Below are 13,495 nucleotides of genomic sequence, written 5' to 3'. Positions count from 1 at the left end.
TTGCTGCTTTAAATCTTATTTGATTATCACCAACTGTTTTGAGGACAACACATTTACCCCTGAAATTTTCACTAAATAATTCCCGGAATACAATGTTCTTGTATCTAAGTAGGTATTCGTTGCACCGGCATTAATGGATGATTTTTGTATTAATGTTCCTTTTGCATCATACAATTCAACAATTAATTTTTCTTTATTCAAACCCATCACTTGTATAGCAATAAAATCATTGGAAGGGTTAGGAAAAATAGTTACATTAAATGTTTCTTTTAAATTATTTGCTATACCAGTTATAGAATTATAAACGGTAGTAGCTTCTGTTACTGATGTAACTTTTCGGTTAGCATATACACCATAAAAAGTAGGTCCTACAACATACGGATATGTAGAATTCCAATTGGCATCTACCGTAGCAAAATAACAATAGATTCCATTTGGATATTCAGGAGTTATACAAAATCGACCATTGTGTTCGTCTAAATAATCTGGGGTAGCAGCAGATGTTGCTATATATTGATAGTCTTCTCTAAAATATCCCAATGGATAAGTTGCATTAATAGGCGCACCGTTCGTTACCATTGTGCCAGCAGGATTTGTATTCCTTACAGTCATGTTTGTTCGTAAACTGTAACTTGATTTTATTCTCACAATTCCGCCTGTACCATCTACATTTTTATAGCCATAAGCTCCATAAATTGGGAAGCCATCGTAAGCAAATCCAATAAGTGGTGAATGTTGTGTACTATCGATAGCATATAAGCCATCGGCATCGTATAAATTGCAAATTGTTGAAATCACATTTATATCCAATTTAAAAGCAGATGGGTTTTGGTGATGATGATAATTACCCATTGCAGGATGTGCTTTGGAACAATCAAATCCAGCTTTTTCAGCAGGTATTGCATCTCTGTTCCAGTTTTGTGTCGTGCCCATTCCTCCAGGGCAAGGTGGGTTCCCGGGTCCACCACATAAAGCATTTGTGTTCGCATTCCAAGCAACACCATCTCTATAATCAAATAATGCAACCCCATTAATAAACACCCCAATATTTCCACCAGTGGTAGCTGTTGGTGTTCCCGTGTTTTGAACAGGATTTAAAGGAAGTTTGAAAATAGCGTTTTGGTTTGTAGCATTGGATGGGTTACCATCTAAAAATGGACCTGTAGGATAAGCTGGAACTCCAGTAGTAGTAATGTACACATTGTCAGCAGAATATGCTACTCTTTGGCAATTTATCAAAATGCCATTTGACTGTGCAATTGAATTGCCCTTAACATAATAGGTTCCTGTTGTTGTGGTGTTTTGCAAAAAAGAAGTAATTGCAGGATTGAGTTGTGCCTTGCACAAAATGCTGCCAAATAGAAGCGATACAATAAGAATTATTTTTGTCATTTTTATTTTGCTTTGATTGTTATATTTGAGTTAGACGATTTCTATTTTTCAATCCTTCGCTGTTTGTGAAAAAATTTCTTTCGGATAGAAATAATTTGGATTAAAAAGAAAAGATTTATCTGTAAGTGTAAGCAGAAAAGCGATGAGGTCAAGCTTTTCATTAGAGCTTAGCACAATTGGTTTTTGTAATTCAGTTGAAATCGTTGTAATTTTTTCTATTCCATCTGTATAGTGATTCAAAACCTGGGAAAGTTTTTTGAACCTTCCATCGTGCATATAAGGATATGAAAATTCAATATTACGCAGTGTTGGTACTTTAAACTTTAAAGAGTCTGATGGATTTTTTGTTACTCTATATCTTCCAAAATCATTAAGCGTTGTGTCCACTGACAATCCATTATTTCTAAAATCATCATTTGTAAAAAGCGGTTCGCTATGACACGATGAGCAATTCTTTTGAAATAAAGCGTAGCCATTGTTTTCTTGTGGTGTGAATACGGATTGCTTTCGCATTACGCTATCATATTTTGAATTGCTTGAAACCAAAGTGAGCATAAATTGAGAAATGGCTTTTAAGGTATGTTCTCCTGTTATTACGGAATCTCCAAATGCCTTATAAAATAATTTTGGATAAAGATAGCTTGCCTGTAATTTGGAAACAACATGCGATATGTTTTCATCCATCTCAACGGGATCACTTATGGGTGCAAGTGCCTGTACATCTAAATGATTAATGGCTCCATCTCTCATAAATAACTTTTGCCAAGCCAAATTCATTAAAGCAGTCGAATTTCGGAAGCCAATTTTATCTTCAATGCCATGACTTAAAGCATGATCAACATGCGTGAAAGCTGAAAATTGCGAATGACAACTGGCACAGGAAATCATATTGTTCCGTGATAAAATAGGGTCATAGAACAAGGCCCTGCCTAATTGAATTTTATTTTCTGATAATGGATTTTTTGAAAATTCATAAACAGGTTTTGGAAAATTAGAAGGCACTTCAAACTGCACATCATTGGCTACCCGAAATGCAAGGATGGCAAATAATAGCAGTGATAATATGATAAATTTAGTTTTCAATTTTTTGAAAGTGTAAACGCGTTGGCTACAATTTTTGAAAGCATTACAGCTTCCGCACTTGGCGACATGATGTGATTTGTTTTTGTCAAGTTAATCTCCTTAATAATTTCAAGGACATCTAAATTCAAATGGATTCGATTTGTATTATTTAAAGGAAAGGATAAAGTTTGTAAACCATAATATGGTTGTTGATAGCCTCCTAAGTGAAATGCAAATTCGTTGTTTCGAGTTTTGCAAACATTGCTTTTTCCTTCTAATTTGAAATTGATATATCCACTTTGCCAAGTCCAATACATTCCTTTGGTGGGGTCAAGGTCGCCACCCAGAGCACCCGACACATTGGTTGTACTGTCTAGTCCCAGGTTAAATTTTAGTTCATCAAAAGGAATATTTTGTTTGTTGTCAATTAAAATTTGAAGTGAATTTATTTGGCTGGCATCTACCAAATGAAAGCTATTATTTTCTTCCATAACGACTTTTCCATGATTCAAAAATTTAATTTTAGAAATGTAAAATTTTAATTGGGTAATTCTCAAAACAGAAGAATCGTTTGATTGATTTAAGGAATCATCCATGCTCAATACCTTAGAACCATAAGTAAAAGAGATTTGTATGGTGCTTATCTGTTGTGCATCTGTTGCATTTGCCAATACCATAAAACTAAGTAATAAACTGGCCTTTATCAATGTTGTCTGTTTTGGGTTCTTGGAAAAAGGTTCGTGATTTCTAAAGTAAATGCGTCAAATGCTTTTTGTTGTTCTGGCTTGCATAGCTTTTTTATGTCTTGAAAATGTTTATAATGGATATTTTCAAGGACTATTTGCAAGTTTCCAATTTCTGTTAGCAGTGAATCTTTACCTGTTGCTGTTTCATTGGCTGTTAATGTTTCATAAAGTTTATGCTTTAACTCAATCATTTGTTGATTTGACTTTTTTATTTCACCTTTATGCCAGGCAATCAATTTTTCATATTCACTAATTTGATTTTCATCAAAGCCCAGTTTTTCAATAATCTCTTTTTTAGGTCCTTCTTTAGCGTGTTGAGGAGGCTTGTGGGAAACCAAAAACCAAATCAAAATTATATTTGCAGCCAGCAATCCAATGCAAATAATACTTAATGCTTTAACTTTGTTCATTAGTATAAAGAGTTGTTAGAAATTAAATTTATGGATGTTGCAAAGCTTTCGGTGGTGTTTGCATTCGAATGATAGTTTATTAGAATAACGGCATTAAAAACTAAAATTAGGATAAATATAATGCTCATTGCAAATGAAATATTTTTCGGAATCCGTTCTTTTTTTGTTTGCTCAATTTTATGCAAAATTTTACTTAATAGAAATGGAGGAACTTCTACTCTTTGAATCTTACGTAAATTATCTAAGTCCATTTTATTCTGCTTTAAGTGTTAGACGATGTTTGTTTGATTATCCTTCGCTGTTGCTTATTTTTTTTGAAAGATTTGTTTTAGCCCTTTGTATCAAGGATTCCAAGGCTTTGGGGCTAAGGTTCATAATTTCCGCCACTTCTACTTGTGACTTTTGTTCAATTTTATGAAGTATCAAAGCTGTTTTTTGATTATCGGGCAACTCATTTATCTTTTTGAAGAGATTGTCTAATGCTTCTTTGTCTTCCAACAGAATACCCGGATGATTGTGATCGGGTGGATTGTGCTTTAAGTCATTGCTGCCGTCAGAAAATAGGGAAATGAGAAAAGTAAAGCGTTTTTTGCGTTTCTTAGCTTTCAAAAAGTCCAAACACTTATTTATGGTGATACGATACATCCAGGTTGACAAGGAAGATACTTCTTGAAAAGAATTTATTGACTGGTGAACTGTAACAAAAACATCTTGAGTAATCTCCTGTGCATCTTCAATATTTTGAATATAGTTTAAAGCAAGGTTATAAACCATGCTTTTGTGTTTGTTATATAAATCTTCAAAGTTCAATTTTGGGTTTGATTTGATGTTTTTTAAGGGCGAAGGTCATCATTATATTATTTTATTTTCTAAATGTATTCATAAAAATTTAATTTACAGCAATTGAAAAGTGAATATCACCATTTTAGGAGCTGTTTATTGTTTTCTTTGGATTACAAAAACTTGCTTTTATATTTTATCTTGGGTTGTATCTGGAAATACAAAACTGTATACAAGGAAAAGGTTGTGACGCTAAAGCTTCAAAACTCTTCCTACTTGTTCGGCTTTAATAGGATTTTATGTGTTAATAACGGTTCAATAATAATAGCAATTCTATGTATTTTGCCCAGCCTATTATTATACTATTTACTTGCCTTGTTGATTATACTCAGGAAGTCATTCTGGCGTTCTTGGTTACTATAGGTAGTCCTTGATTTAATCGGTCAAAGTTGATGAATAGTAGGATTGTTAATGTCATGTCCGTTCAAAGAATTTTAGTTGAATACTTTTTAGTATTACAGCTAAACCATTTCCATATCCTAAGATTCCAATTGCTAAGGCGGTGTTTTTAATGTTCATCCCGCAGCGGTGAGACACGTTAGTTCAAATAATTTATGCTAGCTTTCTACCAGTTACTGAGACTGCTGATACGCTTCTGTATTTATTAGACAAATGTTGTAGGTGATCAAAATGTTGAGCAACTTTGAAGTTGCCAATGAATACTAATACACCTAAAATTAGGGTATGCAATAAAAATCAGATCTCGCTGAACACTGCATATTTGAAAGATTTTTTGTAAATCCTTTATTGGAGTTTTTTGATCATTATTTGTTTAACTTGGCTATGATTATGTATTTTTGGCGTAAGGTTATGCGCTCGCACTTGCTTTGATACATTCGTTCATGCCAAATGATACGTTGCTTGCAAGTACTTTTAGTTTTTAGGTTTAGGAGAACTTAACTTATTTTCTGTAAAATATTCTACTTGTTATTCAGACAAATAAGTCAAAGAAAGATTCGGAAATCTTTCTTTGACTTCTCCTGTCATGTTAGCGATTAGTAAAAGAACTGTTCTAAAATTATTTTACCGTCTTTTACTTGATAAACACATACCTCTTCAATTGTCATTCTTCCACTTCCTTTAAAGGTCGCATCCATAGCCCAAGTAATAGCAAAGCTATTTCCGGCTACAATAGGGTCTGAGATTGTAGCACTGTGAAACTCTTCTACTCCTGCTTGAAAAGCAACTGATTTTTCTTTGATGGCGTCCAAACCTGTTACAAATTTAGGTCCCATCATTTCGTTAGCCTCAATGCTTTGTGCATTGTCTGCAAATAATGTTTCTTGTACTTCGTCAATTTTTCCTTGGCGACAAAGTTCTACCAATTTGTTAGCTACTTCTGTTGTTGTCATTTTTTAGATTTAAAAATTAAGTTGTAAAACTAAAATATTAAGTTTAAATAAAGTTCTCTTAAAAATTATTATTTCATTAATTAAAATGCTATTCGACCAATATATCGGTCATAGGGTTGTTGGCAAAGAAGGATTTGCAGATTTGCGATTAGGCGCATTAGATCCACCAACCTGTCTAAACGGATAACTATTTATTAATTTCACTACTGTTTATATTCGCACCTTCCCCACCATAATGCAACGCTGCTGTTATCGGATCGTTGTTTTAACTTTTGTTGTCCGCAGTCCAATAACATAACTACCAGCAACATAAGAAAACAGTGTGACTTTAAGGATTGTAATAATAACTAATTTATCATATTCAGTTTTGCCTATCCAATTAATTTAAAACGACATACTTTCTCTTTTGATAAGTATTTAATATTTGTTTTAAATTTTCATTTCATTTCTTTTTGCGACCTATAATATACTTACTTCTTCTTCGATTTTGGTACATAATTTTTCTCATACATCTCAATCCATTCCTTAGCACTCATTTTTTTCATTAATTCAGCAATGAGGTTATAGGGAATCTCATTTAACTTCTTAAAGCGGACACAACTTTTTCCCATGTCCAGTTTTTGATTGCTGTGTTTGGGATATTCGGTTACGAACCAATTCAATAATGTGGGATCGGAATAAATACCCATATGGTAAAAATTAATAGAATCTTTTTGGGAAGCAATTCCCGCGAAAGGTAACGGCTCGCTTGGTTTACAATGGTAACCTGCTGGATAAAGTGTATGCGGAATAACATAACCCAATCCACCATAACTAATAGCTGCTTCAAAACCTTTTGGCAGGTTTTTCACAATGACATCGTGTAGTTTGTTAAAAGGTTCTGCTCTATCCTCGGGAAGATTGATCAAAATTTCTTTTACTGTTTTACCTAGTGCTTTCATATGGCTTTTGTTTTAATCAAATATACTTTTTTTTAATATGCGTTTTTCGTCTTAATTATGGTCAATGGATTGTAGCTAGCGGTCTTGGTATGCATTCATTCCAGCTTCTTGCCGGAAGCCAAAAATAAAGCATTAAATTTTACTAAATGAAAAAATTCAAAATTGCTGTGTAACACAGATCCCGCATAGCGGGAGAGAATGCTATTTTATGCTTGGCGGTTTAAAGTCTATGCCGTTTTACTGGTGGCCTGAATTTCTTCTTAATGTTAAGATTCTTGTTTTCCTTGCTTTTCAAAATTTTGTTAACTTAGAGTTTTAAACAGCTAAATATCTTATGAAAACCTCATCACTTCTATTCATTTTATTGATATTAACTACTAATTTATGCACATCCCAAAAATACGAAACCGGTTTCAATACTGGAATTGATACGATCGTGACCTTTGACCTTGAAACAAATATCGAAGTTATCAAGATAGTCAAATACTTAAATGTTTTCATTGATGCAGATAATTGCGAATCCTTACCTAAAAAATTTATTGCCAAAATAAGCATGGCTACAGTTGCTCAAGTCACTGAATTGTCTGCTATCGAATTTCGTTGCAATGGAAAATTTCAACGGGAGTGGGCGGGTGAATGGGAAATACAATCATTTAATCTCGTTATAAATAAATCGAAACAGGCACCCAGAACAATTGCCAACTTGGGATCTCAATTTACAGAGGAAACCAAGAAAGTTTTAGCCGAAATAAGTTCAGGTGAAATCATATCATTTGAGCAAATCACTTTGGTGCATCCGCAGAAAGGCCTGACAACTGCAGGATTTTCATTTCGAATAAAATGAGAATTAAATAATTTAAAAAGCCAAACATTTTGGTTTTCAAGCCAATTACGGATTTTAACCAAATGCGACAATGAAGGCACAACATCATGTTTGAAAACTGTATAAGGTGGCAAGCTACGCATTAGTATTCAAGCTGCACCGCCAAACGATTAGCAGCCAAAACTAAGAAATAAATTATTCATTACTGAAAAAATTAAAAAAAAGGATTTAAGATGTTTGGCGGTGGAGAGTCTATGCCTTATTATATGGGGTCAATTTTTATCTAGTCGAGTCAAAGGATTTTGTCTTAAATCCCATTTTGATTTAATCAATATATCTTCATTGATCTCTTAATGAATTATTCCATTATTATTAAATGGTAATATTTTTAAGTTTGATAAATCTTTTTCTCATCCAATTTTAGGATAAATTGAAATGATTTCGAATCTTTTTTCAATTTCATCCAACAGCCAGGAAGAGAATTTAATACGCTGATTTCTTTGTATCTAAAATTGTAGGATGATCTTAACTTGATACGAAGTACAAAGCTTCTTTTAACCAGTGGACTGTCTTTCTTCTAGCTGTTATAGGCTATGTTTCTTTATTCGTCATTGTTAGATTTTTGTGTGATTCTATTTTTCACATATTTCTTTCAACTTGTCGAGTGCTTTTGGGTAGGTCTGGTTCATATATTCCAAAAAATCTTCTGTGGTGTCTAAGTCAACAGTAACGATTGTAGTCCCATTGTTTTCTTCAAAAGTATAATTTTCAAATCCGTTTGCCCACTTTTCAACTTCTGGTCCATCAGTGATTTCTACATTTGCTTGTACCAGTCCGTAATGACGAATTGAAATAAAACAGTTGGGAATATTGTCAACTATCTCTGAAACCATTCCACCTTTTTCTCCCTTCTCATCGGTTCCTATGAATAGCATTTTACTGCCTTTATTCCAATTGCCATCATAGGTAGATGTCGGATTGAACAAAGCAGTCCATTGCTCATAAGTTGATTTTTTGTTAATGCCCAGCATAATATCATAGACTTTATTTACAGGTGCATTAATACTTACGTTAAATTTTAATTTATTCATAAATTTTTGATTATTGTTTTAACTTTTCGAGTTTTCCTTTTCTTTTTATAATGTTTTTATAGTCCCACTGAATTTCTCTTGATTTTTTAAGCCAACGAATTAGGTCTTTTGTGTTTACTTCTGTCATACTGTTATAAAAAATTGAAGCGTCCTTAAATTTCTGTCCTTTAACGTTTAGGTTTTTTTCGTCAAAGTCCGCACCGCTCCAAAACATCAGTCTTATTCCCTTTTTCTGTTTACTATATCCGACTGTTGGGTTGTCGTCTAAAAACCAAACAGGGTGAGCGTGCCAAATTTTATTCTCTGCTTCGGTCAATTCGTTTCTAATTGTCGTTGCAAGTAGGTCGCAAATTTCTTTGTCTTTTGGCTCCTGTTGGTTATTGTATGATTTAATTTCTTCGTTCATTTTGATTTTCGTTGTGGTCGAATAACATAGTCTCGACGGATTTGCCATAGACACTGAACCGCAAAACAATTATCAGCCAAAATTAAAAAATTAATTTTTAATAACATGCATAATTAATTTATGTTTGTCATCAATAGCGGCTGGAATGTTGTAAAAAATATCGACAACTTGTCTATGTATAATTAACCACAGAACCCTCCATTTCATTAATCCCCATGTTGCATGATGACCTTCTTACTGTCAATGGTTTTGTCGCGTCGAATTTGCATTAAATTGTCAAGGGAGGGCACTGTGAAAGGGGGGCTCATTTGGTGGTTAGAAAGTAGGTGGGTTATTTTTGCTTTTTAGTAAAAGGGGAAAAAAAATTGAAGTATTTTATAGGCTGGCAGAAAAACTGACTCGTCCTAAAAAAACCTGCCCGACTGCAGGCGGGGTTTACAGTTTTAATGAATTCATGCTGAAATGGGTTTGCAATTCATATTGAGTCCTAAAATGAGCTTACAGTACGACTACAAAAGTTAAATTGCAAGCTTAAAAAATTCAATCAGAAGCCCAAAATGCAGCTGTATCTTTGGTGCAACAACCCTAATATAGTCTAAAAAAAACTGAAATTTTCAATCGGTCACATAAAATTAAATAATCCTATTTAGATTCGAGGATTCATGCAGCGTAAAACAAATATAATTGGTAGTAATAGATAATAGAGTGTAACATGAGCAAATATTTTATATTGTTGATCAGCCTGATGACCGTCCTTTCTTGCCATAAGAATGATGAGTATATTGACATTATTATAGATAAACCCAATCCGCCCGGTAAAATCATTGAAACAAATTTAATGGGGTTGGTTACTGACCCGAAAGGCATTCCTATTGTAAATGCTCAAGTCAACATTGGAAAAATGATGACACGTACGGACAATAATGGTTTTTACCAATTTAAAAATGTATATATTAACGATTTGCAGGATTATATTTTTATTGTGGCGGATAATTACTTTGATGGCTTGGAAACGGTCGATGGTTTTGCAGGTGATTTGAGTTTTAGAAGAACAATCCTCGAAGAGAAAATTTTCACTAATTCTTTTTCATCAAGCCAGGATGCATTCTTTAGTTATGATAATTTATATGATATTGAAATTCCAGCAAATGCTTTGTTGACTCAATCGGGAACACTATTTACCGGAAAATACAAAATAGCTCCGAAATACAGAGACCCAGGTTTATTTAAAGAACAGCAAGCAGCTTATTTTGTAAAAGATTCTAATTCAACCATTAAATTACTTACTACAAAGTATCATTTGGGGATTGAGGCGTGGAGTATCGAATCTGGTGAATTGTTATCCTTCACAAAACGGATTAAAATAAAATATACTGCTCCTTCATCTTCACTTAATGCAACTCTTCGATTGTTTTATTTTGATATTGAAAATAAAGTTTGGAAAGAATCTGTCCAAATGAATTATACTAATGGAATTTATCAATTTGAAACAACTCAAGTCAACAATTTATGCATAGGAAGAATAGACGATTATGCCTTATGTACTGGTGTTATAGGTCAAGATAATGGAAGAAAAATGCAATTTAGTCAAGTTCAAAATCTTATAAATAATGAGCCTTCTTATAAAAGCAGATCGACTTATTCAGGAAGATATAAAATCTATTTTGCTAAGTCTGCTTCAAATAATTTTAGCTTACATTCTGAATGTAATGTAGTAAGCTATCAATTTGAATTGCCATCCATGAGCAGCGATTTTGAAAAAAATATTGTTTTGCATGACAAGATACCTTTTTTGAATGAAATTTCGGGTTCAGTAATACAATGTGATGGCAGCAACGACATCCGGGGATATATGATAATTACAAATAAGATGAAAAAGCCATTGGCGTTTCCAATATTAGCATTCGGTAAGTTTGAAACCCAAATACTATGTTGCAATACAGAAGGAAATGAAATCAAAGCGGTTGATACTGGAAATAACATCAGTCAATCTTATGAAATCAATATCACTTTTAGAGAGAATTTTCTTGTTAGACTTTGTGAGGATAAGGTATCTAGTTTGGCCAGGTTTAGTTTCAATATGATTGATACCAGTTACTCTAATTGCCGTGTAAGAAAAATAGCTTCTCAAAATACAGCCAACATTATTTATATATTTGAATACGGCAATAAAGGACAATTTACTGAAAAACTCATTCTGGAGAAATTAAGTAATCAGCAAAATGGATTTTACTGGCGTATGACGCATTCATCTTTTATTCAAAACACCTATAAATTAAAGGAATTGATCAATGAACCTGATTTTTATTTATTTAATGAAAATGGTGTGAATTTGATGGAATGCAACTTGCCAAAAGTTATCATTGAAAACGATCAGACAAAAGAGAAGTTTATTTCTGATGTCGTATTTTTTAGAGCAGTAATTCAGTAAATCATCCATAAGGATTCATTTCATGATACTGGAGCAAGAGTTAAAATTACTGATAAATGGTTGTTTGGATAATGACAGGTCCTGTCAAAGGAAATTTTTTGACCTAACATCGGATCGGGTGATGACGACTTGTAGAAGGTATTGCAGTAATCAGGACGATGCAAGAGATTTATTTCAGGAGACCTATTTGAAAATATTTAAATACCTCGAATCTTATAAAATGGAAGATGGGGATATACATGCCTGGATATATCGGATTACAAAAAATTGTATCATTACCCATTTCCATTCCAGGAAAATAGTTTTTAGTCCTTTGGAAGAGGTATGCCCTGAGGATGATATTATTGTGCAATTTGATCAAAGCAATTTTCAGGAGGAAGAGATTTTGAAGGAAATTCAAAGTTTACCAGAAGGATATCGCACCATACTGAACTTGTATGTTTTTGAAAGTTTGGAACACGTGGAAATTGCTGCTGCATTGAATATATCAGAAAGTACATCTCGTTCGCAGTTGAGCAGAGCACGTAAATTACTAAAGAAAAAATTGGAGTCACTATATACTACAAATTATGAAAAATTCATCATTTGATCAATGGCTAAGACAAAATTTTAAGCAAAAAAAATTGTCTTTAGATAAAGAAAAGGAGTGGGCGTTGCTGGAGCCGAAGTTGAAAAAGAAAAAATCAAGGCGAGGACTTATTTTTTGGTTATTCTTTCCTATTGCGATGGGAGCATTGGGTTCGTATTATTATTATGAGAGTGCGGGCATGTATGAAAGAAATAGAATTGCAGCAAGTTTAAAGGAACTCCCATTGAGATTAGTTGAAAATAATAATGAACAGACCTTTGTTGCAAATGCGCAAATTCCAAATAGCACATTGTCAGATAAGTTGTCTGAAATAAATTATGCGAAGTGCACCTTGCAAAAAGTTGTTTTACCATCTATTCAAGCGGTGTCTTCGAGTAATGGGACGCCGTATGAAATGGTACTTAAGCATATTGTTAATGAAGCAACAAGCGGATTAATTCATCATTCAGCTGCTTATAAGATTGAAAAATCAGTGTTAAGCATCATGCAAAATCCTTTTTCTAATACTATGGACAGCACGATAGTAGAAGGTGATTGGTCAAAAAAAGTGAATTTGGTTGTTGATCTTTTGCCAACAAAGGAGATTGTAATTTTGAATGAAGAGATTCCATTGGAGCTTCTTGAGAATTTAGAGTTCACCAGACAAATTGCTTTATCCAAGAATCAATTAGGCATTCCTATTTCATTAAAGGCAATGGGCTCAATAGGAATATTAAATCAATTTTTGGATGGACCCGCAACAAGATTGAATACGCGATTGGCATTAGAGAATTCTGAAAGTGTATATGGAGCAAATATAATGGTACACACTAAGCTCAAGCGACATTATGGCTTTGGGCTTGGATTAGACTATCAATATCATACACTTCGTTTTACACAGCGATTTAAAGATACAATTCCTCATGTGCTTTATGGGCAAGTTTTGCTTGAGAAAGTGAATGCAAATGCTGAATTAACGAAAGATACTGGTGCAATTGTAGTAAATGAGTATAGAAACGTTTCGAGAAAATTATATCATCACCGAACTCTAATCTCAATTCCCATAACATTTAGTTATATTCAAGATATAAATAGATCTTGGAGTTTGTCTTCTATTTTGGGATTGAGCATTCCGGTTTATCAAAAATTTAGCGGAAGAATTTCAAACAGTGCTACAAAATCAATGGAATTGGTTCCGTATGGAGAAAATATTTCTTTATCGAAAATTCCGTGCAGCATTTTATATGGCATTCAAGTAGATTATAGTATACGTCCTGAACTGAAGTTAGTTTTGGGAATGCTAGGAAAGAGAGAATTGGGTTTTTGGAAAGATGCCGAAAGTGGTATCAGTGAAAAGCATGGATCCTTTAATTTTCAAGTTGGGATGTGTTATCGGTTAAAATAAATTAATTATACTTTAAAATTTTATAAAC

General features: G+C 33.3%; 14 protein-coding genes. 4 read left to right on the top strand and 10 right to left on the bottom strand.

Going from position 1 to position 13,495, the window contains the following annotated elements:
- Window positions 1-15 precede the first annotated feature (15 nt).
- The 8 genes from IPO86_00700 to IPO86_00665 form a co-directional block, all read right to left on the bottom strand.
- Window positions 16-1,392 carry a YHYH protein gene (locus IPO86_00700; GenBank protein MBK9726613.1) on the bottom strand — a complete coding sequence of 459 codons (1,377 nt, stop codon included), beginning with the start codon at window positions 1,390-1,392 and terminating at the stop codon, window positions 16-18.
- A 48-nt stretch (window positions 1,393-1,440) separates the two neighbouring features.
- Entirely contained in the window at window positions 1,441-2,475 is a 1,035-nt protein-coding gene (locus tag IPO86_00695) for a c-type cytochrome (protein ID MBK9726612.1), read from the bottom strand.
- A complete protein-coding gene (locus tag IPO86_00690) occupies window positions 2,472-3,161 on the bottom strand; it encodes a hypothetical protein (protein ID MBK9726611.1) in 690 nt (229 codons plus the stop codon). The genes IPO86_00695 and IPO86_00690 overlap by 4 nt, the downstream gene beginning before the upstream one ends.
- Entirely contained in the window at window positions 3,158-3,610 is a 453-nt protein-coding gene (locus tag IPO86_00685; GenBank protein MBK9726610.1) for a hypothetical protein, read from the bottom strand. Before IPO86_00685 ends, IPO86_00690 begins: the two co-directional genes overlap by 4 nt.
- Window positions 3,610-3,861: a hypothetical protein gene (locus IPO86_00680; GenBank protein MBK9726609.1), complete on the bottom strand. Its 252-nt coding sequence runs from the start codon at window positions 3,859-3,861 to the stop codon at window positions 3,610-3,612. The genes IPO86_00685 and IPO86_00680 overlap by 1 nt, the downstream gene beginning before the upstream one ends.
- A gap of 37 nt (window positions 3,862-3,898) precedes the next feature.
- Entirely contained in the window at window positions 3,899-4,384 is a 486-nt protein-coding gene (locus IPO86_00675) for an RNA polymerase sigma factor (GenBank protein ID MBK9726608.1), read from the bottom strand.
- Between the two features lie 1,061 nt (window positions 4,385-5,445).
- The gene (locus IPO86_00670; protein MBK9726607.1) at window positions 5,446-5,802 is read right to left on the bottom strand and encodes a nuclear transport factor 2 family protein; all 357 of its coding nucleotides are present in this window, start codon (window positions 5,800-5,802) and stop codon (window positions 5,446-5,448) included.
- 470 nt (window positions 5,803-6,272) lie between these two features.
- Window positions 6,273-6,743 carry a DUF1801 domain-containing protein gene (locus IPO86_00665; GenBank protein MBK9726606.1) on the bottom strand — a complete coding sequence of 157 codons (471 nt, stop codon included), beginning with the start codon at window positions 6,741-6,743 and terminating at the stop codon, window positions 6,273-6,275.
- Window positions 6,744-7,077: 334 nt separating this feature from the next.
- On the opposite strand from IPO86_00665, the gene IPO86_00660 reads away from it, so the two are divergent.
- Window positions 7,078-7,587, top strand: a complete 510-nt coding sequence (locus IPO86_00660) for a hypothetical protein (protein MBK9726605.1) — start codon at window positions 7,078-7,080, stop codon at window positions 7,585-7,587.
- A gap of 611 nt (window positions 7,588-8,198) precedes the next feature.
- On the opposite strand, the gene IPO86_00655 is transcribed toward IPO86_00660, so the two are convergent.
- A complete protein-coding gene (locus IPO86_00655; GenBank protein ID MBK9726604.1) occupies window positions 8,199-8,657 on the bottom strand; it encodes an SRPBCC domain-containing protein in 459 nt (152 codons plus the stop codon).
- Window positions 8,658-8,667: 10 nt separating this feature from the next.
- Window positions 8,668-9,063, bottom strand: coding sequence for a DUF1801 domain-containing protein (locus IPO86_00650; protein ID MBK9726603.1), 396 nt, complete (start codon window positions 9,061-9,063; stop codon window positions 8,668-8,670).
- 712 nt (window positions 9,064-9,775) lie between these two features.
- On the opposite strand from IPO86_00650, the gene IPO86_00645 reads away from it, so the two are divergent.
- The 3 genes from IPO86_00645 to IPO86_00635 are packed head-to-tail and all read left to right on the top strand — an operon-like array spanning window position 9,776 to window position 13,467.
- Window positions 9,776-11,494 (top strand): carboxypeptidase regulatory-like domain-containing protein, encoded by a 1,719-nt coding sequence (locus IPO86_00645; GenBank protein MBK9726602.1) that lies wholly within the window; start codon window positions 9,776-9,778, stop codon window positions 11,492-11,494.
- A gap of 22 nt (window positions 11,495-11,516) precedes the next feature.
- A complete protein-coding gene (locus IPO86_00640) occupies window positions 11,517-12,083 on the top strand; it encodes an RNA polymerase sigma factor (protein ID MBK9726601.1) in 567 nt (188 codons plus the stop codon).
- Window positions 12,064-13,467 carry a hypothetical protein gene (locus IPO86_00635; GenBank protein MBK9726600.1) on the top strand — a complete coding sequence of 468 codons (1,404 nt, stop codon included), beginning with the start codon at window positions 12,064-12,066 and terminating at the stop codon, window positions 13,465-13,467. Before IPO86_00640 ends, IPO86_00635 begins: the two co-directional genes overlap by 20 nt.
- Window positions 13,468-13,495 lie beyond the last annotated feature (28 nt).

Source organism: Saprospiraceae bacterium (genome assembly GCA_016717265.1).
In the GTDB taxonomy this organism is placed as follows: Bacteria; Bacteroidota; Bacteroidia; order Chitinophagales; family Saprospiraceae; genus Vicinibacter.
Note: the sequence above shows the minus strand (reverse complement) of the source record. Positions and strands in the feature narration are given on the sequence as shown.